General features: G+C 60.4%; 20 protein-coding genes. 10 read left to right on the forward strand and 10 right to left on the reverse strand.

The window, feature by feature from the left end:
• Positions 1-101: 101 nt before the first annotated feature.
• The 5 genes from hflK (CAF87_RS09995) to cfaB all read left to right on the forward strand — a co-directional run bounded on the left by hflK (CAF87_RS09995) (position 102) and on the right by cfaB (position 7,421).
• On the forward strand, positions 102-2,060 hold the full coding sequence (hflK, locus tag CAF87_RS09995; protein ID WP_085731291.1) for a protease modulator HflK: 1,959 nt from the start codon (positions 102-104) through the stop codon (positions 2,058-2,060).
• A complete protein-coding gene (gene hflC, locus CAF87_RS10000; RefSeq protein WP_085731292.1) occupies positions 2,057-3,097 on the forward strand; it encodes a protease modulator HflC in 1,041 nt (346 codons plus the stop codon). The genes hflK (CAF87_RS09995) and hflC overlap by 4 nt, the downstream gene beginning before the upstream one ends.
• A complete protein-coding gene (hflK, locus tag CAF87_RS10005; RefSeq protein ID WP_085731293.1) occupies positions 3,094-4,152 on the forward strand; it encodes a protease modulator HflK in 1,059 nt (352 codons plus the stop codon). Before hflC ends, hflK (CAF87_RS10005) begins: the two co-directional genes overlap by 4 nt.
• Positions 4,149-6,056 (forward strand): heavy metal translocating P-type ATPase, encoded by a 1,908-nt coding sequence (locus tag CAF87_RS10010; protein ID WP_085731294.1) that lies wholly within the window; start codon positions 4,149-4,151, stop codon positions 6,054-6,056. The genes hflK (CAF87_RS10005) and CAF87_RS10010 overlap by 4 nt, the downstream gene beginning before the upstream one ends.
• Positions 6,057-6,233: 177 nt before the next feature.
• Positions 6,234-7,421: a C17 cyclopropane fatty acid synthase CfaB gene (cfaB, locus tag CAF87_RS10015; RefSeq protein ID WP_085731295.1), complete on the forward strand. Its 1,188-nt coding sequence runs from the start codon at positions 6,234-6,236 to the stop codon at positions 7,419-7,421.
• Between the two features lies 1 nt (position 7,422).
• Here cfaB and cls read toward each other — a convergent pair whose 3' ends face one another.
• The gene (gene cls, locus CAF87_RS10020) at positions 7,423-8,862 is read right to left on the reverse strand and encodes a cardiolipin synthase (RefSeq protein WP_085731296.1); all 1,440 of its coding nucleotides are present in this window, start codon (positions 8,860-8,862) and stop codon (positions 7,423-7,425) included.
• Positions 8,863-9,008: 146 nt separating this feature from the next.
• On the opposite strand from cls, the gene CAF87_RS10025 reads away from it, so the two are divergent.
• Positions 9,009-9,527, forward strand: coding sequence for a DUF3617 domain-containing protein (locus CAF87_RS10025; protein WP_085731297.1), 519 nt, complete (start codon positions 9,009-9,011; stop codon positions 9,525-9,527).
• A gap of 40 nt (positions 9,528-9,567) precedes the next feature.
• On the opposite strand, the gene CAF87_RS10030 is transcribed toward CAF87_RS10025, so the two are convergent.
• Genes CAF87_RS10030 through folE2 form a run of 6 tightly spaced genes read right to left on the reverse strand, consistent with a single transcriptional unit; the run spans position 9,568 to position 14,781 of the window.
• The gene (locus CAF87_RS10030) at positions 9,568-10,905 is read right to left on the reverse strand and encodes a dihydroorotase (protein WP_085731298.1); all 1,338 of its coding nucleotides are present in this window, start codon (positions 10,903-10,905) and stop codon (positions 9,568-9,570) included.
• A 4-nt stretch (positions 10,906-10,909) separates the two neighbouring features.
• Positions 10,910-11,470, reverse strand: a complete 561-nt coding sequence (locus tag CAF87_RS10035) for a carbonate dehydratase (protein ID WP_085731299.1) — start codon at positions 11,468-11,470, stop codon at positions 10,910-10,912.
• Positions 11,467-12,342, reverse strand: coding sequence for a metal ABC transporter substrate-binding protein (locus CAF87_RS10040; RefSeq protein WP_085731300.1), 876 nt, complete (start codon positions 12,340-12,342; stop codon positions 11,467-11,469). The genes CAF87_RS10035 and CAF87_RS10040 overlap by 4 nt, the downstream gene beginning before the upstream one ends.
• Positions 12,343-12,353: 11 nt before the next feature.
• The gene (locus tag CAF87_RS10045) at positions 12,354-13,220 is read right to left on the reverse strand and encodes a metal ABC transporter permease (RefSeq protein WP_085731301.1); all 867 of its coding nucleotides are present in this window, start codon (positions 13,218-13,220) and stop codon (positions 12,354-12,356) included.
• Positions 13,220-13,888, reverse strand: a complete 669-nt coding sequence (locus tag CAF87_RS10050; RefSeq protein ID WP_085731302.1) for a metal ABC transporter ATP-binding protein — start codon at positions 13,886-13,888, stop codon at positions 13,220-13,222. The genes CAF87_RS10045 and CAF87_RS10050 overlap by 1 nt, the downstream gene beginning before the upstream one ends.
• Positions 13,885-14,781: a GTP cyclohydrolase FolE2 gene (gene folE2 / locus CAF87_RS10055; protein WP_085731303.1), complete on the reverse strand. Its 897-nt coding sequence runs from the start codon at positions 14,779-14,781 to the stop codon at positions 13,885-13,887. The genes CAF87_RS10050 and folE2 overlap by 4 nt, the downstream gene beginning before the upstream one ends.
• Before the next feature lie 84 nt (positions 14,782-14,865).
• Between folE2 and CAF87_RS10060 the strand changes: the two genes are divergently transcribed.
• A complete protein-coding gene (locus CAF87_RS10060; RefSeq protein ID WP_085731304.1) occupies positions 14,866-16,065 on the forward strand; it encodes an N-acetylmuramoyl-L-alanine amidase in 1,200 nt (399 codons plus the stop codon).
• On the opposite strand, the gene CAF87_RS10065 is transcribed toward CAF87_RS10060, so the two are convergent.
• Positions 16,062-16,436, reverse strand: coding sequence for a glutamine synthetase (locus CAF87_RS10065; RefSeq protein ID WP_085731305.1), 375 nt, complete (start codon positions 16,434-16,436; stop codon positions 16,062-16,064). The two genes, CAF87_RS10060 and CAF87_RS10065, sit on opposite strands and share 4 nt — an antisense overlap.
• A gap of 224 nt (positions 16,437-16,660) precedes the next feature.
• On the opposite strand from CAF87_RS10065, the gene zigA reads away from it, so the two are divergent.
• Positions 16,661-17,866, forward strand: coding sequence for a zinc metallochaperone GTPase ZigA (gene zigA, locus CAF87_RS10070; RefSeq protein ID WP_085731306.1), 1,206 nt, complete (start codon positions 16,661-16,663; stop codon positions 17,864-17,866).
• Entirely contained in the window at positions 17,866-18,516 is a 651-nt protein-coding gene (locus CAF87_RS10075; protein ID WP_085731307.1) for a DUF1826 domain-containing protein, read from the forward strand. Before zigA ends, CAF87_RS10075 begins: the two co-directional genes overlap by 1 nt.
• Positions 18,517-18,520: 4 nt before the next feature.
• Here the strand turns inward: CAF87_RS10075 and CAF87_RS10080 are convergent, their stop codons facing one another.
• Complete coding sequence (locus CAF87_RS10080; protein ID WP_085731308.1) at positions 18,521-18,877, reverse strand: NADH:ubiquinone oxidoreductase; 357 nt, start codon at positions 18,875-18,877, stop codon at positions 18,521-18,523.
• A 25-nt stretch (positions 18,878-18,902) separates the two neighbouring features.
• On the opposite strand from CAF87_RS10080, the gene CAF87_RS10085 reads away from it, so the two are divergent.
• Complete coding sequence (locus tag CAF87_RS10085) at positions 18,903-19,874, forward strand: GTP-binding protein (protein ID WP_085731309.1); 972 nt, start codon at positions 18,903-18,905, stop codon at positions 19,872-19,874.
• A 1-nt stretch (position 19,875) separates the two neighbouring features.
• Here CAF87_RS10085 and CAF87_RS10090 read toward each other — a convergent pair whose 3' ends face one another.
• Positions 19,876-20,289: a DUF3301 domain-containing protein gene (locus tag CAF87_RS10090; RefSeq protein WP_085731310.1), complete on the reverse strand. Its 414-nt coding sequence runs from the start codon at positions 20,287-20,289 to the stop codon at positions 19,876-19,878.
• Position 20,290 lies beyond the last annotated feature (1 nt).

A 20,290-nucleotide genomic window follows, 5' to 3' on the forward strand; every position in this document is an offset into this window, starting at 1 on the left:
ACAGGTTCAGCGACTTTGAATGGTGCAAATGAGTACAAATATTTCACTACTTTCGTTATATCGTAACGAGTTAAGCAGTGAGCCAAGGGTTTTGGGGGGATATGCAAGTCGATCTGGACGTTGATGGCACGCAAGTGACCGGTCTGCCGCGCTTTCAGCAGGCGGCGACCCAGGGTCGCCGACTGCGCCGGTTGGCCATCGGTCTCGGTGGGTTGGCCGTGGCCGGGGTGGTGCTGGCGTTTTTTGTTGGTCTGTTCGCCTCTCAATCGCTTTGGCCGGCGCTGTTGGTCAATCAGAGCGCGGCGTTGCTGGTGCTGGTCGCCGGGCTGCAATCGTCGTGGTGGGTGGCTGATTGGCGAGCGCGGGTGATCAATCCGGTGGTACCGGTGACTGTTGTTGACGAGACGCCCGCGTCGGATGGCTGGTACGAGCGACTGCTGGATCGGCTTAGCCGACGCAGCCTGCATGTGCTGGGGCAGATTGGCGCGGCGACATTATGGCTCGGCGGTCTGGCGCTGTTGGCGTTGCTCGGCATCGAGCAGGTGTGGAATCTCACGCTGCAACCGACTGCAGTGGGTTTGTCCGCGTCTGTCAGCGCGGCGATCTCGCTGCTGCTGGCGTTCGGTCTGCTGGTGCTGGAGCGGCAACTGGCTCAGGAAAACCCGGCGCAATGGCCCGAGGCGGGAGCACTGGCGCAGTTGGTTCGAGTCGTCATCATCAGTCTGGTATTGGGTGCGCTGTGCTTGCTGTTTGCCAGCGAGAATTCCGTCTGGCCCGTGCGTTTGGCTGTGTTGATCGGCATCCTGCCGGGACTGGTCGCGTTGGAGTTGTTGCTGCGTGCCGTGTTGTCGCTGTTCAGTCCGCGTCGCGAACAACTTGAACCGGTGCTGCTGGCCCGCAGTTTCGTCGCCGATCTGCTACGTTGGCCGCCGCAACCGTTGCTCGCCTTGCAACACGAATTGCACAACCGTTTCGGTATTGATCTGCGGCAGATCTGGGCCTTCAGTTACATGCGCCGCGCATTCCTGCCGGTCTTGGTGCTGGTGGCGGCGGTGGGCTGGTTGCTTACCGGCATTCATGAAATTCCACTGCAAAGCCGTGGTATCTACGAGCGCTTCGGCAAACCGGTGCAGGTGTTCGGCCCCGGTTTGCATGCCGGCCTGCCGTGGCCGCTGGGCCGGGTGTTGAGTGTGGAGAACGGCGTGGTGCACGAACTGGCGACCAGTGTCGGCGAGAACCCGGCGCCGGTTCAGCCGGATCCGGCGGAAGGTCCGGCCCCGATTACCGCCAACCGCTTGTGGGATGCCAGCCACGTCAACGACAAATCCCAGGTCATCGCCAGCAGCCGTGGCGAGCAACAGAGTTTCCAGATCGTCAACATGGACGTGCGTTTCGTCTATCGCATCGGCCTCAGCGATCAGGCGGCATTGGCCGCGACCTACAACAGCGCGGATGTGCCGACGTTGATCCGCAGTACCGCGAGCCGGATTCTGGTCCACGATTTTGCATCGCGCACCCTCGACGGTTTGCTGGGGCAGGACAGGGTAGGGCTGGCTGACGAGATCGGCCGCGCGGTGCAAAACGATCTGCAGAAACTCGATAGCGGTGTAGAGATTCTCGCCACTGTGGTTGAAGCGATTCATCCACCCGCCGGTGCGGCCAACGCTTATCACAGCGTGCAAGCGGCGCAGATCGGTGCTCAGGCGTTGATCTCTCGCGAACGCGGTGCGGCGGCCGAAGCGAGCAATCAGGCGCAGTTGCAGGCCAGCCTCGCTCGCGACCAAGCCACCGCCAATGCCCACGAAACCAGCTCGACTGCCCGCGCGGCGGGCCTGAAATTCAGCGCCGAACAAAAAGCCTACGCCAGCGCCGGTCAGGCCTTCGTGCTGGAGCAATACCTCAGCCAGCTCAGTCAGGGACTGGGCAAAGCCAAACTGTTGGTGCTCGACCATCGTCTGGGCGGCAGCAGCAACGCGCCGACCATCGACCTGCGTACGTTCACGCTGCCGGCTGACCCGACGCCGGCGCGCACCACCGCTCAACCAGGAGCCACCCATTGAGCCAGTCGCATACTCACGATCACCATGACCATAGCGGTCACGACCATGCTCATGGCGGCCACCACCACGGGCATCACCACCATCATCATGGCGCGCCGGAAGAGGCGGGGCCTTTTCCGTGGCGACGCATGGGCTGGGCCGTGTTGCTGGTGGCGTTTGCCATCGCAGCGGCAAGTCTGGTGCAGGTGCGCTCCGGTGAAGCCACGGTCATCACCCGCTTCGGCAACCCGTCCCGAGTGTTGCTGGAGCCCGGTTTGAGCTGGCGCTGGCCGGCGCCGTTCGAAGCGGCGATCCCGGTGGATCTGCGCCTGCGCACCACCTCGAGCGGTTTGCAGGACGTCGGCACCCGCGACGGCTTGCGCATTATCGTGCAGGCGTATGTCGCGTGGCAGGTGCAGGGCGATGCGGACAACGTCCAACGCTTCATGCGTGCAGTGCAGAATCAGCCGGACGAAGCGGCGCGGCAGATTCGAACCTTTGTCGGCTCGGCACTGGAGACTACTGCCAGCAGTTTCGACCTGGCCAATCTGGTCAATACCGATGCCAGTCAGGTGCACATCGCTGATTTCGAAGCGCAGTTGCGTCAGCAGATCGATCAGCAGTTGCTCGCCACTTACGGCGTGCGCGTGGTGCAAGTAGGTATCGAGCGACTGACTCTGCCGTCGGTGACACTTACCGCGACGGTCGACCGGATGCGCGCCGAGCGTGAAACCATTGCTACCGAACGCACGGCCATTGGCAAGCGTGAAGCAGCGCAAATTCGTTCTGGTGCCGAGCGTGATGCGCGAATTGTGCAGGCTGACGCCACGGTGAAAGCGGCCGAAATCGAAGCGCAATCACGGGTCGAAGCGGCGCAGATTTATGGCCGTGCTTACGCCGGATCACCGCAGCTATACAACTTGCTGCGCTCGCTGGACACCCTTGGCACCATCGTTACGCCGGACACCAAGCTGATCCTGCGCACCGACGCCGCGCCGTTCCGTGTACTGGTGGATGGCCCACCGAATATGGATAGCAAGACCGGAACGCAGCCATGAGTGAAGTTCCACGTGGAACAAATTCGATGAACAGTCCGTGGATTCAGGCGGGACGCCTGGCGTTTTTTGCCCTGTACGCGGTGACAGTGCTGGCAGCCTTGGCTTGGGCATTTTCCAATGTTCGGCAGATCGACCCGCAGAATCGCGCGGTGGTCATGCATTTCGGTGCGCTGGATCGCATCCAGAATGCCGGGCTGTTGTTGGCTTGGCCGCAGCCGTTCGAACAGGTCGTTCTGCTGCCGGCGGCAGACCGGGTCATCGAGCGTCGAGTGGAAAACCTGCTGCGCAGTTCTGCTGCAATACAGGCGGATCGCGTCGCGACATTCGCTACACCGCTGAGCGATGCTCTGGCCGGTTCCGGCTATTTGCTTACCGGTGATGCCGGGGTGGTGCAGCTGGATGTGCGGGTGTTCTACAAGGTCACCGATCCATATGACTTCGTGCTGCAAGGCGATCACGTGCTGCCGGCACTGGATCGACTGGTGACCCGCAGCGCGGTGGCCCTGACAGCAGCGCGGGATCTGGACACCATTCTGGTGGCGCGACCGGAACTGATCGGCGCCGACAATCAAGCCGCCGAACGACGCGAACGACTGCGTGGCGATCTGGTGCAAGGAATCAACCGACGCCTGGCCGAGTTGAAGGCGAGCGGGCAGGGCATCGGTATCGAAGTGGCGCGGGTCGATGTGCAATCGAGTCTGCCCGAGCCGGCCGTCGGTGCTTTCAACGCTGTGCTTACCGCCAGTCAACAGGCTGACAAAGCGGTGGCCAATGCCCGCACCGACGCTGAAAAAATCACCCAGACCGCCAACGAACTGGCCGACCGCACATTGCAGGTCGCCCACGCCCAGGCCGGTGAGCGCCTGGCAAAGGCCTCCGCCGATACCGCGACTGTCATGAGTCTGGCCCAGGCCCGACAGCAGGGCACTGACCCGCAAATGCTGCTGCGCCTGTACCGCGAGCGGATACCGAAGATTCTCGGCCAGGCCGGTTCGGTCACCACAGTCGATCCGAAAGACGATTCCCGCCTGATCATTCAGGGAGCCAGTAAATGACCGCCACTACCGCCGCACCGAGTCTGTTGTCCTCGGCCGAGCAACGTCGCGCTGCGCGCCAACTGACCCTGGCGATGCTCGCCCTCGGCCTGCTCGGGCTTGGTTTGATCTGGCGCTGGTTGATGCCGGAGCAAACCGGTGTCAGTCAGTTGCTGCTCGGTGTTGCTTCTTTGTTGGTCGCGGTGCCGGTGATGCGCTCGGCGTGGTTCAGCTTGCGTTACCCGAGTCTGCATGGCATCACCGATCAATTGATCGCATTGGCGATGCTTGGTGCCTGGGCTACCGGCGACTTGCTCACCGCTGCGCTTCTACCGATCATTATGATCTTCGGCCATGTGCTGGAGGAGCGCAGCGTGATCGGCTCGCAAGAGGCGATTCATGCGTTGGGTCAGCTCACCCGCAGTCATGCACGAAAAGTCCAGGCGGATGGCACGGTCATCGAAGTCGATAACGGCACGCTCAAGGCCGGCGACACCGTTGAAGTCCGCGCCGGTGATCGGGTGCCGGCGGACGGTCGAGTGTTGTCAGGCCAGGCCAGCCTCGATACGGCGTCAATCACCGGTGAGTCGGTGCCGGTGGAGGCGGGCGTCGGAATGACCGTGTTCGGCGGTGCGATCAACCTCGATGGGTTGCTGCGTATCGAGGTGACCCGTACCGGCGATGAATCGACCCTGGGCAAGGTCATCGCCCTGATGCAGAACGCCGAGCGCTCCAAGCCACCGATCACCCGTCTGCTTGAACGCTACGCCGGCAGCTACATGGTGCTGGTGTTGCTGCTGGCGGCGGTGACCTGGTTTGTCACCAATGATGCGCAGGCAATGTTGGCGGTGCTGGTTGCAGCCTGTCCTTGTGCATTGGTGTTGTCGGCGCCTGCGACAGCGATTGCCGGTGTGGCGGTCGCGGCGCGGCACGGGATTCTGATCCGCAGTTCGGCCTTCCTTGAAGAGTTGGCTGACCTCACGTCCCTGGTGGTCGACAAGACCGGCACACTGACTTACGGCACGTTGCGTCTGCAGTCGATCAACAGCGCGCAGGAGGATCACGAATCGGTGATGGCGCTGGCTGCCAGTCTCGGTGCTGCCAGCAGTCACCCGGTCAGTCGTGCACTGGCCGGACTGGTACACGCGGACAACGTGCTGGTGCTGACCGATATTCACGAACGGCAAGGTTTGGGTGTGGTCGCCAGGACGGAACAGGGTGAAGCGGCACTCGGTCGTCCGGAGCTGTTTGCGCAACTGGGCATCCCGACAACTTCGATTCCCGCGCACGACGGCCCGATTGCCGGCCTGGCGTTGAACGGTGAATTCCTCGCCTGGCTGTTGCTGGCCGACAGCGTCAAACCTGAAGCGAAATTCGCCTTGAGCGAACTGCGCGAGTTGGGCCTCGGTCGGCAACTGTTGCTGACCGGCGACCGTCAGAGCGTGGCGCAAACTCTGGCGCGGGATGTCGGCCTGCATGAAGTCGAAGCCCAGGCGTTGCCCGAAGACAAACTCAATCGCGTATTGAAGGAAATCGACAACGGTTTCCGGCCGATGGTGGTCGGCGACGGCATCAACGATTCGCTGGCACTCAAGGCTGGTGTGGTGGGTGTTGCGATGGGGGCGGGCGGTGCTGACATTGCGCTTGCGTCCGCCGACATTGTGCTGATCGGCAGCGACCTGCGCCGGCTCGGCACCTGTGTGCGCCTGAGTCGCCAATGTCGGCGCACGCTGCAAGTGAACGTGATCATCGGTCTGGGCTGGACGCTGGCCATCGTGGTATTCGCCGCATTCGGCTGGTTGGGCGCGGCCGGGGCGATGATCGCTGCATTGCTGCACAATCTCAGCACATTGCTGGTGTTGGGGAATGCCGGTCGGTTGTTGCGCTTTCAGGAACCGCTGCTGAAGCTTGAAGAGCAGAACTGATCATTTTTCGAACTGTGCGCCGGTCTTGAAGTCTCCAGATAAGGCGCACTGAAGCACGGAGATCGGTGCCGTTGCAGCCAAGTTGGCTGATAGGTGGCAACTATCGAATCGATAGCCTGCTAATTTTCAAGGATGGTCTACCCTCAGATCAGACGTCTGAAACCAGGGGGATATTCCATGCTCGCGCAACTTCCACCGGCCTTACAGAATCTGCAGCTTCCGCTTCGCCTGCGACTCTGGGACGGCCATGAATTCAATCTGGGCCCGACGCCCAGCGTCACCATCGTGGTCAAGGACCCGTTGATGGTGTCCCAATTGACCCATCCAAGTCTCGACGCGCTGGGGGCGGCGTTCGTCGAGGGCAAACTGGAACTCGAGGGCTCGATCAGCGAGGTCATCCGGGTTTGCGACGAATTGAGCACGGCGCTGCTCGATGAAGACGAAGACAGTCAGCCGGTGCGAACCGTGCACGACAAGGAAACCGACGCCAAAGCCATTTCCTATCACTACGACCTGTCCAACGCGTTCTACCAGCTCTGGCTGGACAGTGACATGGCGTATTCCTGCGCCTATTTCGAAACCGGCAGCGAAACCCTGGAGCAGGCGCAACAGGCCAAGTTCCGGCACCTGTGTCGCAAGCTGCGTCTGCAGCCGGGCGACTACCTGCTGGACGTCGGCTGCGGCTGGGGCGGTCTGGCGCGTTACGCTGCCCGTGAGTTCGGTGCCAAGGTGTTCGGTATCACTCTGAGCAAGGAACAACTGGCGCTGGCTCGGGAGCGGGTTAAAGCCGAGGGCCTGGAAGACCAGGTCGAACTGCAGCTGCTCGATTATCGTGATCTGCCGCAGGATGGGCGTTTCGACAAAGTGGTGAGTGTCGGGATGTTCGAGCACGTCGGCCACGCCAATCTGGCCGAATACTGCAAGACCTTGTTCGGCGCGGTGAAAGAGGGCGGTCTGGTGATGAACCACGGCATCACCGCCAAGCACACCGATGGCCGTCCGGTGGGACGCGGTGCCGGCGACTTCATCGAAAAATACGTGTTCCCCAACGGCGAACTGCCGCACCTGGCAATGATCTCGGCCGAGATCAGCGAGGCCGGTCTGGAGATCGTCGATGTCGAAAGCCTGCGTCTGCATTACGCGCGCACGCTGGACCACTGGAGCGAACGGCTGGAGGACAACCTCGAAGCGGCCGGCAAACTGGTGCCGGATCAGGCCCTGCGTATCTGGCGACTGTACCTTGCCGGTTGCGCCTACGCGTTTGCCCGGGGCTGGATTAATCTGCACCAGATTCTCGCAGTAAAGGCCCACCCCGATGGCAGCCATGAACTACCGTGGACCCGTGATGACATCTATAACCCTTGAGCTAGAGAATCGGTGAAATCAGCCGGGCGATCCGCATGCCGAGTTGTTGCAGGCGGTGGATCTCCCGGCCTTCTTCCTTGGCGATTTCGTAGGCCTGGGCAAAGTCCTCGTTGAGCATCTGTTCCACGTGGCCGGCGAATTCACTGTCGACCGTCAGCAACATCACTTCGAAATTCAGCCGGAACGAACGGTTGTCCAGATTGGCGCTGCCGATGGCGCTGATTTCGCTGTCGACCAGCACCACTTTCTGATGCAGGAAACCCGGTTCATAGCGGAATACCCGCACCCCGGCGCGCACCGCTTCGAACGCGTAAAGGCTCGATGCGGCGTAAACGATGCGGTGATCGGGACGTGATGGCAGCAGTAGTCGCACGTCGACACCGCGCAGGACCGCGAGACGCAATGCGGCGAACACCGCCTCGTCGGGAATGAAGTAGGGGCTGGTGATCCATACGCGCTCGGTGGCGGCATGGATGGCTTCGACAAAGAACAGCGAGCAGGTCTCGTAGGCATCCGCCGGGCCGCTGGCCAGCAACTGGCAGAGCACGCCGTCGTCCGGGTAAACGTCTGGCAGGATCAGCGGCGGCAGCGTGCGTGCGGCCCAGAACCAGTCCTCGGCAAATGACTCCTGCATGCACGCAACCACCGGCCCGCGCACCTGAACGTGGGTGTCGCGCCATGGCGCCAAGGGTGGTTTTTCGCCCATGTATTCGTCGCCGACGTTGTGTCCGCCGACGAAACCGATCATTCCGTCGACCACCACAATCTTGCGGTGGTTGCGGAAATTCACCTGGAAGCGATTGAGCCAGCCGCTGCGGGTGGCGAATGCCTTGACCTCGACCCCGCCATCGCGAAGTGCCTGTACGTAACTGTGGGGCAGGGCGTGGCTGCCGATGCGGTCGTACAGCAAATGAATCGCGACACCTTCGGCGGCTTTCTTCAGCAGCAGTTGGCGCAGGCGCTGGCCGAGGCGATCGTCGTGAATGATGAAAAACTGGATCAGCACGGCTTCCCGTGCCTGCTCGATTGCGTGGAAAATCGCTTCGAAGGTGGCGGCGCCGTTGATCAGCAATTGCACTTCATTGTTGGCCAGGCACGGCATGCGACCCAATTTCGGCATCGCCCGCAACGAGTCGTAGGCATTCGAGGCGCGAGCGGTCAGGGCTTCTTCTACCCAGGGCCGCCAGTTCAGTTCGGAAACGGCCTGGCGCATCTGTTCGTTGGCCTGACGTCGGGCCTTGATATAACCGTCGAAGGTGCTGCGACCGAACACCAGGTAGGGGATGAGGGTGAGATAGGGAATGAAGATCAGCGACAGCGCCCAGGCGATCGCGCCTTGCGCCGTGCGGACGGTCAGCACCGCATGGATGGCGGCAATTGTGCCCAGGCTATGTATCAGCGCGATCAGATAACCGAAGATGTGCGGTCCAAAATAATCCATGGGGCAACCTTGCTCCTGAAGATTCAATGCTTAACAGACCATGTTCCTTTGCGCTTGTCGCTATTTTCTTTTTAGCCATGAAAGCAGGCCATGAACCGAAACAAGCGGCCGACGTCTAACGGCCACTACTGATCAGGAGTTTTGCAATGAACGTTCGTCTGCTGGGTTTGGCACTGGGTCTGGGGTTGGCCTTGCCGTTGGTGGCTCAGGCGCAAATGCTGCAGCCGGGGTTGTGGGAAATGACATCGAGCAATGTGAAGGTCGATGATCAGGCCATGGACGTGCAATCGATCCTCGGCCAGATCCAAGGCCAGATCACCCCGCAACAGCGGGCGGCACTGGAGAAGCAAGGGATCAACATCGGTGGCCAAGGCATTCGTGCCTGCCTGACGCCACAACAAGTAGCGACCAATGATATTCCGCTGGCCGACCCGCAGTCCGGCTGCAAACAGCAGATCACCGAGCGCAACGGCAACCAATGGAAATTCCGTTTCAGTTGCCCGCGAGCCTCGGGCACCGGTGTTGCAACGTTCGTCAGCGATCGTGAGTTCACCACCATCGCCAACGGCACGTTCAATGCCATCGGCATCAACCAGAAGGGCAGCCTGGAAACCCGCGCCGTCTGGTTGGGCCAGGACTGCGGCACCGTCAAACCAAGAGCCTGAAAATCGAACCGCCCCAACAATGTTGTGGGGGCGGTTTTTTCTAGCGCATGAACCGCAACGGCAATCCCTGACACCCGTCATGCAGCCGATTGTCGTGCCACGCAACCTGTCCCGACACCAGCGTCGTACTCACTCGATGGCGAAAGTTGTGACGGGCAAACGGCGTCCAACCGCACTGCGACAGGATCGGTTGTCGTGATACCGCGACACCCTCGGGCTCTGGCTGAATCAACACCAGATCGGCCCAATAACCCTCCCTCAAATAACCGCGATCCGGAATGGCAAACAGATCCGCCACCCGGTGGCTGGTCTTTGCCACCAGCGTGGTGATCGGCAGCACGCCATCCGCTACCAGTTCCAACAACGCCGGCAACGCATGTTGTACCAGCGGCAGTCCGGACGGTGCCTGGGCGTACGACAATTGTTTCTCCGCCCAGGTATGCGGAGCGTGATCGCTGCCGATCACATCCAGTCGATTGCTCAACAAGGCCCGACGCAGGGCATCGCGATCAGCCTCGCTTTTGATCGCCGGGTTGCATTTGATCTGGTTGCCGAAGTCCGGGTAATCGCGGTCATCGAACAGCAGATGATGCAGGCAGACTTCCGCCGTGATGCGTTTGTGCGCCAGTGGTTTGTCTTCGAACAGTTCCAGCTCTCGAGCCGTGGTCAAGTGCAGCACGTGCAGGCGAGTGCCATGGCGTTTGGCGAGATCCACTGCCAGCGAAGAGGAGCGATAACAGGCCTCGGCATTGCGGATCAATGCATGAGCATCGTGTGGAAGATGTTCGCCGAAGCGCTCACGCAGTTTTGCGCTGTTGGCGTCGATGCTTGGTGTGTGTTCGCAATGAGCCAGCAGGATCGTCGGCACCTCGGCGAACAAACGCTCCAGCGTCTTGGAGTCATCAACCAGCATGTTGCCGGTCGATGCCCCCATGAACACTTTGACCCCGGCCACTTCACTTGGATTGAGCGCCGCGACGGTGTCCAGATTGTCGTGACTGACGCCGAAGTGAAAGCCGTAGTTGGCCACTGAGTTGATCGCTGCCCGACGCTTCTTGTCGGCCAACGCTTCGAGGGTGAGGGTAGCCGGATTAGTGTTGGGCATGTCCATGAAACTGGTGATGCCACCGGCCACGGCTGCGCGGGATTCGGTGTAGATGCTGCCTTTGGCTGGCGAGCCCGGCTCACGGAAATGCACCTGATCGTCGATCATCCCCGGCAGCAACCATTGACCGTTGGCGTCGATTTCCAGCGTGGCGTTTTCACCTTCAATGCTACGACCGATCTTGACGATGCGACCGTGACTGACCAGCAGATCGGCGTAGAACTCATGCCCGTCATCAACCAGGCGCGCATTGCGAATCAGCACACTGTTCATGGGATCAGAACTCGTTCTGCAGGGCTTTGTAGCCGCGCACCAGATCAACGTTGGTGCGCGCCACGTCTTCGGAAAACTCCGAAGCGCTGACACTCACCGGAGGGAATTGCGAGAGGTCGGTGCCCGGCCCGATGCGGGTGGTGGAGGGCACGTAGAACGCATCCGGCAGATCCCGGCCATCGACCACCGAGTTGTGCCGCACCACGCAACCGTTGCCGACCACGCAGTTGAACAGCACGCTGTTGAAGCCGATGAACACCCGGTCGCCGACCTTGCATGGCCCATGCACGATCGAGCGGTGGGCGATGGAACTGAACTCGCCGATGGTTACCGCCGCGCCGGACTTGGAGTGGATCACCACGCCATCCTGGATGTTCGAATTGGCGCCGATGGTGATTGGCTCCATCTCGCCGGAGGCGTCCACTTCATCAGCGCGAATGACTGCGTAGGGGCCGACGAACACATTTTCGCCGATCACCACTTTGCCGCAGATGATCGCAGTTTTGTCGACGTAGGCAGACTCGGCAATTTGCGGCAGATCGCCGGAAGGATTTTTGCGGATCATGGTTGGCTCAGGGCGTCGTAAAGAGTGTTGAGGTTGTATTCGAACAAGCCGGCGAATGTGCTGGCCGGACCCGAAGCGGCGAGGGCGTCGGAGTACAGCGTGCCGCCGATGTGCGCGCCGCTTTCGTCGGCAATCTGTTTGAGCAAGCGTGCGTCCTTGATGTTTTCTATGAACACCGCTTTGACCTTGGCCTGACGAATCTGGGTGATCAGCGCGGCGACTTCGGCGGCGGAAGGTTCGCGCTCGGTGGACAGACCTTGCGGTGCCATGAAGTCGATCCCGTAGGCTTGTCCCAGATAACCGAAGGCATCGTGGCTGGTGACGATCTTGCGGTTGCCCTGCGGCAGGGAACCGAACTTGGACTTGGCTTCGGCGAGGAGGGCGTAGATCTGTTTCAGGTAAGCCTTGCTGTTACGTTCGTAGTCGGCTGTGTTCGCCGGGTCGGCGGCGATCAGTGCCTTGGTGATGTTGGCGACATACAGCTCGGTGTTGGCCAGGTTGTGCCAGGCATGAGGATCGGGAACGGTTTCTCCGTCTTCATCCAGAGAGCGGGGGATCACGCCATGGCTGGCACTGACGACGGTGGCCTTGGTGTCGGTACTGGTCACCAATCGGTCCAGCCAGGGTTCAAAACCCAGCCCGTTTTTCACGATCAGTTTTGCTTTCAGAAGTGCCTTGGCATCGTCCGGCGTCGGTTCGTAGGTGTGGGCGTCGGCGTCCGGGCCGACCATGTTGGTGATCTGGATATGCTCGCCGCCGACCTGATGCACCATGTCGGCGAGGATGCTGAAACTGGTGACCACCGGCAGTTTCTCCGCCGCCGACAACGACATCGATAGCATCAGGCTTAACAACACAAGTAGAGCGCGCATCGGGAAATACCTCATTGGGATGTGAGCAAGGGCGGGCGGCGCAGCAGGCCGTGAACCGGCCCGAGCACGACGGACAACAGGTAACCGATGCCCGCGACCAGCACGATGGCCGGACCGCTGGGCAGCGAGTAGTAGAACGACAGCAACAGGCCGAGCCATACCGACAGGCAACCGATCACGGCGGCGATAGCGATCAGGATCGGCAGGCGTCGGCTCCAGAAACGTGAAGCGGCGGCGGGCAGCATCATCAGTCCGACCACCATCAGCGCGCCGATGGCCTGGAAACCGATGACCAGGTTGAGCACCACCAGCGTCAGGAACACCCCGTGGGCGATCGGGCCGAGTCGGCTGACGGTGCGCAAAAAAAGTGGGTCGAGGGTGTCGAGCAGGAGCGGGCGGTAGATCAGTGCCATGGCCATCAGGCTCAGCAGCGAAACGCCCAACATGCCGTTGAGGGTCGGCCCGTCGACGGCCAGCGCCGAGCCGAACAGCAAGTGCAGCAGGTCGAGCCGTTTGCCGGCGATGCCCAGAATCAGTACACCGCTGGCCAAGGAGATCGGGTAGATCGCCGCGAGGCTGGCGTCCTCGCGCAGGCCAGTTCGGCGGGTGATCCATGCGGCGAGTCCGGCCATGCTCAGGCCAGCGCCGAGACCGCCGAGGGTCAGCGCGGGAAGACTCAGGCCGGCAAACCAGAAGCCGAGTGCGGCACCGGGAAGGATGCCGTGGGCGACGGCATCGCCGATCAGGCTCATGCGTCGCAGGATCAGGAATACACCCAATGGCGCGATGCTGCACGCGAGCAGGAGACCGCCGAGCAGTGCCCGACGCATGAACACGAACTCAAGGAACGGTTGCCAGAAATGCGCGGCGGCGTGCATCAGGCCACCTGCACGTTGGGTGTTTGCTGGATCAGTTCAACACTGGGGCCAAACACACAGCCGCTGTGTTTGATCAGCAGCGTTTGTGGAATGTGTTGACGGACGGCGGCGAGGTCGTGGCAAACCATCACCAGCGTCCGGCCTTGCGCATGCCAGGTGTGCAGGTGTTGCCAGAGTAATGCTTGACCCAGTTCGTCGAGGGCGGCATGGGGTTCGTCGAGCAGCAGTAATGGCGTGTCGGCCAGACTCAATCGGGCGAGCAGGGCGCGTTGCAATTCACCGCCGGAGAGGGCCATCAATGGGCGCTGCTCCAGGCCGCTCAAGTGCCAGTCTTCAAGTGACTGAGTCAGCCGTTGTGTGCGCAGTTGGGTTGAAAGTCGGCGGCCCCAGAAACCGGCGGCGACCAGTTCCTGAAGGCTGATCGGGAATTGCCGATCCAGGTGCTGTTGCTGGGGGAGGAATGACAAACCACTTTGGCGAGGGACGCCTAATGCGACGGCGCCAGCCAAAGGCCTCTGTAATCCGGCGATGACTTTCAGCAGGCTGCTTTTACCGCTGCCGTTGACACCGATGATGGCGGTCAGGCTGCCGCGTTCCAGTTGGAGGCTCAGCGGTGGCGTGAGCGGTTGGCCGGGTGCGCCCCAACTCAGAGACTGCAGGCGGATCATGCGGTCTCCCGGCGCCAGCGACTTTCAGCGACTGCATCGTGGGCGTGGAGGCTTTCGGCGTGGATCACGCACAGGTGGAATTCGCGGATGCCGGGTGAACGACGCAGTGCCAGATTCAGACGGCGAGCGGCGTCTTCGCAGAACATCAGGTTCTGGCCATTAGCGAGGGCGAAGGCTTGTTCGTCGGCGCGTTTCACGGCGGTTTGTACCGCGGTGCCGAGGGCTGCTTCGGCATCGTTGATGGTTGAGGTCAGTGGCAAACCATCGACAAATTCATCCAGGTGCAGATGCAGTCGCGCGGTACTGCGTTGGCTGTGGGGCGTTGCGACGATCCCTTGAGTCGAGCCCAACCAAGCCAGAACCTCGGCATGTTGCAACGGCTTGTTGGCGAAATCGTCGACGAATTGCTGCTGGATCAATTGCCTCGCCAGAGCGGCAGAGCAGGGGCAAGTAGAGGAATAGGCCACCTCGATTTTCAGTTCCACGTGGAACACTGTGTTTTTCAGAGTGGCTGCAATGGTCACCGGATAGGTTTTCCATCCTGCCAATGGGCTGACCAATGCGGGCCTTCTGAGCAGCAAGTCCGTATGAATATTCAAATAGGCGCTGGTGGCCAGGCCATCATGGCTATCGAGAAAACGCTGCAAAACCTGCTGCAAAAGTGCGGGAGTGAGGTTTTGTTGTTCCAGCATTTCCAGCGCGAGGTACAACCGTGACATGTGAATCCCACGGGCCTCGCCGTCATCCAGGCTGACACCCGCATCGGCTTTTGCTGCCAGGCGTTGGCCCTCGATAAAGACAGGTAGAGCGATACCACGCATTCCCACCCAATCAAGCGGCAAGGCTTGGCGGGCGGCTTGCGCGGCGATATCCGGCAGCGTCAGCGCATTCATGTTCAGTACCATCGTGTTGATTGGATTTGATGTTACATTATAACAATTCAAATCACGATGCCTTTTTCATTAACGGGCTTTCATATGCACAGACGTCATTTGCTTAATCTGATGTTGGCCAGCGCTGCGCTGGCTTTTCCATTCAGTGTCAGCGCTACACAAATTCGCAATGCACGCCTCTGGCGTTCGGATGACAAGCTTCGACTGGTCTTCGATTTGAGCGGGCCAGTGAGCTACAAGACGTTTACGTTGAGTGCACCGGATCGTCTGATCATCGACTTGAATGGTGCCAACTTGAGTGGTGATTTCAGTCAGTTGGCGCTCAGCGAAACGGTCATTCGCAGCATCCGTTCCGGGCATTTTGGGAAGGGTGATACTCGAATCGTTCTGGATTTGAATCGCCCGGTTCAGCTCAATACCTTCCTGCTGGCGCCTCAGGATGGGCAAGGGCATCGCCTGGTTCTGGACCTTTTGGGCGATTCAAAAGTGGCAGCTCCAAGCGTTCCACGTGAAACACCGGGGAAAACCAATCATCCAAAACGAGACATTATTGTCGTGGTCGACCCTGGTCATGGCGGTAAAGATCCGGGCGCAGTGGGTGCAAAAGGCGAGCGCGAGAAAGACGTTGTGCTCTCCATTTCACAGCTACTTGCCCGCCGGCTGAAGCGGGAAAAGGGCTTCGATGTGAAGCTTGTGCGCAACGACGACTTCTTTGTACCGCTCCGCAAGCGGGTCGATATTGCTCGCCAGCACAAGGCCGACATGTTCATTTCGGTGCACGCAGATGCCGCGCCGCGTCTGACCGCTTCGGGCGCTTCGGTGTATTGCCTGTCTGAAGGGGGCGCGACGTCGGCCACTGCGCGCTTTATGGCGCAGCGGGAAAACGGTGCGGATCTGCTCGGTGCAACCAGCCTGCTGAATCTGAAAGACAAGGACCCGATGCTCGCCGGGGTCATCCTCGATATGTCGATGAGCGCCACGATCGCCGCCAGTTTGCAGTTGGGCAGCACGGTGCTGGGGAGTCTGGCGGGCATCACCACGCTGCATCAAAAGCGTGTGGAACAGGCAGGATTTGCGGTACTGAAGTCACCCGATGTGCCGTCGATTCTGGTGGAAACCGGGTTCATTTCCAACGCGCGGGACAGTCAGCGACTGGTCACCGCTCGCCATCAGCAGGCGGTTGCTGACGGATTGTTCGAAGGGTTGCAGCGCTATTTCCAGAAAAATCCACCTGCCGACAGCTATATCGCCTGGCAGCAGGAGCAGAAATCAGCGCGTGTCTAGCAGCCCGTGAGTCGGCTACAAGTGAACTTCCCGGTGCTTCCGCCGGAGCTGGAGAAGCGATTGATCGTTGTCCAGCCCACCCGGCGGTTGTAACCGACCCAGGCCTCGCCGTCGGAGGCGATCCCGGTGAAGAACGTCAGTTGCCCATAGATGCTGTTGGTTTGCGCCCAATAACGTTGGCCAATCTTCTCGAAACCTCGCAGGTAAATCGTCTTGCCGGCCGTGTTGACGCTGTAGGCGTTGCCATTGGCATCCACACACGCCAGCAGATTCGCGCTGCGCGTGCAGTTGGCGAGCCCTGGGACTTGTGCCCATGCATCGAACGTCAGCAGAGCCAGGCCAACGAGTGAGAATTTCAGCGCAGTTTTCATGAGATCACTCGACGGCGAAGTGTTTCCAGCTTCCAGCCCTTTGTCATTTCCGGCAAGAAGAAAGTGGATCTTTAATATTGTTATACTATAACATAAATTCGATCGAGCTTTCCGTGGCTCCTGTTTTCAAGCGTCTGCTTCTCTGATTGTCTCGTCGAAGCCCAAGAACGCCTGCCGCAGAGAGCGTTTCCTGTGTTTAGCTACCGTTTGATGAGGTTTACCCCATGTCTTCCCCACTTCCCGTGACCGTTTTATCCGGCTTTCTCGGCGCCGGAAAAAGTACACTTTTGAATTACGTACTACGTAACAGAGACGATCTGCGTGTGGCGGTGATCGTCAACGATATGAGCGAAATCAACATTGATGGCAGCGAAGTTCAGCGTAATGTCGACCTGAACCGTGCAGAAGAAAAACTCGTCGAGATGAGCGACGGTTGTATCTGCTGTACGTTACGCGAAGACCTTCTAGAGGAGGTCGCCAAACTGGCACGGGAAGGCCGATTCGATTATCTGCTCATCGAATCCACCGGCATTTCCGAGCCATTGCCGATAGCCGAGACCTTCACCTTCCGCGACGAGCAGGGCCAAAGCCTCGCGGACATAGCCCGCCTCGACACCATGGTCACTGTAGTCGACGGCCTGAATTTCCTGCCTGATTTCCAGGCTGCCGAAAGTCTGGCCTCCCGTGGCGAAATCCTCGGTGAAGAAGATGAGCGCTCGATCACCGATCTGTTGATCGAACAGATCGAGTTCGCCGACGTTCTGTTGATCAGCAAGATCGATCTGATCAGCAGCCGAGAACGGGAAGAGCTGATGGCGATCCTCAAGCGGCTCAACGCGAACGCCGAGATCATCCCGATGGTGATGGGCGAAGTGCCGCTGGAGAAGATCCTCAACACCCACCGTTTCGACTTCGACAGGGCTGCAACGGCCCCGGGCTGGCTCCAGGAATTGCGTGGCGAACATGTGCCGGAAACCGAGGAGTACGGCATCGCGTCCACGGCTTACCGCGCGCGCCGACCCTTTCACCCTCAGCGCTTTTTCGACTTCATCGATCGACCTTGGCTGAACGGTAAGTTGCTGCGCTCCAAAGGCTTCTTCTGGCTCGCAAGCAAACCCACGGATGCCGGCAGTTGGTCGCAGGCGGGCGGTTTGATGCGCCATGGTTTCGCCGGGCGCTGGTGGCGTTTTGTACCGAAAAATCAGTGGCCACAGGATCAGGAAAGCACCGCTGCGATCATGGAAAACTGGACCGCCAGCGTAGGAGACTGTCGCCAGGAACTGGTGTTTATCGGCCAGAACATCGATTTCGCACAACTTAAGTCAGCCTTGGACGACTGCCTGCTCACCGATGCCGAGATGGCGCTTGGTGTCGAAGGCTGGCGATTGCTGGCTGATCCGTTCGGCCCCTGGCATGACGAGGCCGCGTGATGCTTGCCCTCAAACCGCTGCAAAGCAAAACACGTCATCAAGTTCTCGGCCCGACTCCGCAAGCGCTGGCGAGCATTCTGGAAGATGAAATAAACCTCGCTGTCTGGCAGCGGCAACTACCGCTGCATGTCGCCGATTTTGCGAAGTTGTTGGTGTCACTCAACGAGCCTTATGCCGAAGCGCTGAGCCTCGAATTACCCGACGAAGACACCGAGCCGGACCTGTCCGGACTGGCCAGCGGATTCCGTGACCTGGAAGGCTACGAAGGTTTTATCGCCGACTTGAAATGGCTGGTCGGCGCCTTCGCCTGCCTGCTCGGTGCGCGACGGATCGGCTTGCGGCTGCGTGTGCTGGACAAGGCGATGTGCCCGCGTTTTCACGTCGATCATGTGCCCGTACGACTAATCACCACCTACGCCGGTATTGGCAGCGAGTGGTTGAAGGAAGGGGAAATGGATCGCCGGCAACTGGGAAAACCGCTGGCCGAGCCGCAGGAAAAATCGCGGATTCAGCAACTGGTCAGCGGTGAAGTGGCGATGCTCAAAGGGGAGAAGTGGCACGGTAACGAAGGTTTCGGGCTGATCCATCGCTCTCCTCAACCGGCGCCGGGCGAACGGCGTCTGATGCTGACCCTGGACTGGCTCGGCTGATGCCTCAAGGCTCGAGCCAGCTACCCTGGCTCTGGCTTTCGCAGTACGGCTTCAAGTAGGCCGCATCAGTGGCCACGCCGTAATAGTGGATATCCTGGCGATAAGGCATATTGGCGACTTGCGCGTTGCTGCACACGCCAAACGCTCCGGCAGGGCACTGATCGACATACTGCACGTCGACTTTTTGCCCCGCCAGCGTGGGTTGGCAGAAGCCGTCATTGAACAGTTTCTCCGGGATGTTGCGGTTCTGCTGGCAGACCTTCACGTCGAGGCGTTCCGCCTGGCTGTGCACTACACAGGCCTGGGCCAGCGCTTCGCCCGACACCAACGCCAACAGCAACGACCATCCCATCCACCGCATTCCCGACCTCCAGAAAACCTTGATCATGTTGCAGAACATTCCCACCCACGTCATCGCAGGCCCCTTGGGCGCCGGCAAGACCAGCCTGATCCGCCAGCTCATGGCGCAGCGACCGGCCGGTGAGCGCTGGGCGGTACTGATCAACGAGTTCGGCCAGATCGGCCTCGACGCTGCGCTGTTGACGCGGGAGGCCGATGGTATCGCACTGGGCGAAGTGGCCGGGGGCTGTTTGTGTTGCGTGAACGGTGCGCCGTTTCAGATCGGGCTGGGACGATTGCTGCGCAAGGCTCAGCCGGATCGCCTGTTCATCGAACCTTCCGGACTGGGGCATCCGGCGCAGTTGCTGCAACAACTGAGCGAAGCGCCATGGCAAGGCGTTCTCGCGGTTCAACCCTGCGTGCTGGTGCTGGACGCCCAGGCATTGGCGTCAGGCAAGACGCTACCGCCAGCACAGCGGGAGGCGCTCCCGAATGCCGGTTTGCTGGTATTGAACAAGGCGGAAACCATCGATGAATCCCGGCGAGAGCAGATTGCTCGTCAGTTGCCGTCCGTCAGGCTGATCTGGACGCAGCAGGCATCGTTGCCCCTGAGCGAATTGCCGGGTGTGACAGCTCAAGCGCAAGCGAGTGTGGATAAGTTGATTACGTCCAAGGGGCTGGCGCAGATGCCGGCCATTTGGAGCGATCCGGCTTTGCCGATTTGCCTGAGTCAGGCGCAAGAGGGCGGTTGGAGCATCGGCTGGCGCTGGCACCCAAGCCAGACATTTGACGTGATTCGCATCACTCAGTGGCTGGAATCCCTGCAATGGCGCCGGGCGAAGCTGGTTATCCACAGCCAGGACGGCTGGCGGTCAGCCAATGCGCTGGATAATACCAAGCTGGACTGGCAGCCCAGCGAGTGGCGCAAGGACTCTCGGATCGAGCTGATTTTCGACCGGCCGCAGGCGATCGATGAGTTGCAGGCAGGACTGGCCGGCTGTCGGATTCAAGTGGCCTGATTCAAGGCTTCCACTTGGTGTGTTCCTGGCGCCACTGGCTCAGCTCGATCACTTGCGCGGTCGGCTTGGCTACTTCCACCACTGGCGGGGTGTCGTCGAATGGTGCCGGGTAGGGCGCCAGTTCGATCTGCGCACTGTTGGGGCCGAACTGGGTGATGGTGCCGTTGTGGCGAGTTTCGCCGGTCACGGTGAATTCGAAGTTGTAGACCCGGGCCAGGCGTCGACGACCGCTGGCATCCTTGATGAAACCGATCTTCTTCAGCGCCACGTTGCCGTCGAGCAGTTCGACGCCGACATTCACGCAATGCTGCTTGACCCGTTCCAGCGCCCGCTCACGCAGGCCGTGGTTGTGCCACAGCCACGCGCCGGCAACGGCGAACAGCATCAGCACGAAAATGTTTTCCAGGGTCAGCATC

The organism is Pseudomonas sp. R38(2017) (assembly GCF_002112395.1).
GTDB lineage: Bacteria > Pseudomonadota > Gammaproteobacteria > Pseudomonadales > Pseudomonadaceae > Aquipseudomonas.

Excerpts from the sequence above, each read along its gene's own strand:
- hflK (WP_085731291.1), top strand. The coding sequence starts at position 102 with ATGCAAGTCGATCTGGACGTTGATGGCACGCAAGTGACCGGTCTGCCG.
- hflK (WP_085731293.1), top strand. The coding sequence starts at position 3,094 with ATGAGTGAAGTTCCACGTGGAACAAATTCGATGAACAGTCCGTGGATT.
- CAF87_RS10010 (WP_085731294.1), top strand. The coding sequence starts at position 4,149 with ATGACCGCCACTACCGCCGCACCGAGTCTGTTGTCCTCGGCCGAGCAA.
- cfaB (WP_085731295.1), top strand. The coding sequence starts at position 6,234 with ATGCTCGCGCAACTTCCACCGGCCTTACAGAATCTGCAGCTTCCGCTT.
- cls (WP_085731296.1), bottom strand. The coding sequence starts at position 8,862 with ATGGATTATTTTGGACCGCACATCTTCGGTTATCTGATCGCGCTGATA.
- CAF87_RS10025 (WP_085731297.1), top strand. The coding sequence starts at position 9,009 with ATGAACGTTCGTCTGCTGGGTTTGGCACTGGGTCTGGGGTTGGCCTTG.
- CAF87_RS10030 (WP_085731298.1), bottom strand. The coding sequence starts at position 10,905 with ATGAACAGTGTGCTGATTCGCAATGCGCGCCTGGTTGATGACGGGCAT.
- CAF87_RS10035 (WP_085731299.1), bottom strand. The coding sequence starts at position 11,470 with ATGATCCGCAAAAATCCTTCCGGCGATCTGCCGCAAATTGCCGAGTCT.
- CAF87_RS10040 (WP_085731300.1), bottom strand. The coding sequence starts at position 12,342 with ATGCGCGCTCTACTTGTGTTGTTAAGCCTGATGCTATCGATGTCGTTG.
- CAF87_RS10045 (WP_085731301.1), bottom strand. The coding sequence starts at position 13,220 with ATGCACGCCGCCGCGCATTTCTGGCAACCGTTCCTTGAGTTCGTGTTC.
- CAF87_RS10050 (WP_085731302.1), bottom strand. The coding sequence starts at position 13,888 with ATGATCCGCCTGCAGTCTCTGAGTTGGGGCGCACCCGGCCAACCGCTC.
- folE2 (WP_085731303.1), bottom strand. The coding sequence starts at position 14,781 with ATGAATGCGCTGACGCTGCCGGATATCGCCGCGCAAGCCGCCCGCCAA.
- CAF87_RS10060 (WP_085731304.1), top strand. The coding sequence starts at position 14,866 with ATGCACAGACGTCATTTGCTTAATCTGATGTTGGCCAGCGCTGCGCTG.
- CAF87_RS10065 (WP_085731305.1), bottom strand. The coding sequence starts at position 16,436 with ATGAAAACTGCGCTGAAATTCTCACTCGTTGGCCTGGCTCTGCTGACG.
- zigA (WP_085731306.1), top strand. The coding sequence starts at position 16,661 with ATGTCTTCCCCACTTCCCGTGACCGTTTTATCCGGCTTTCTCGGCGCC.
- CAF87_RS10075 (WP_085731307.1), top strand. The coding sequence starts at position 17,866 with ATGCTTGCCCTCAAACCGCTGCAAAGCAAAACACGTCATCAAGTTCTC.
- CAF87_RS10080 (WP_085731308.1), bottom strand. The coding sequence starts at position 18,877 with ATGCGGTGGATGGGATGGTCGTTGCTGTTGGCGTTGGTGTCGGGCGAA.
- CAF87_RS10085 (WP_085731309.1), top strand. The coding sequence starts at position 18,903 with ATGTTGCAGAACATTCCCACCCACGTCATCGCAGGCCCCTTGGGCGCC.
- CAF87_RS10090 (WP_085731310.1), bottom strand. The coding sequence starts at position 20,289 with ATGCTGACCCTGGAAAACATTTTCGTGCTGATGCTGTTCGCCGTTGCC.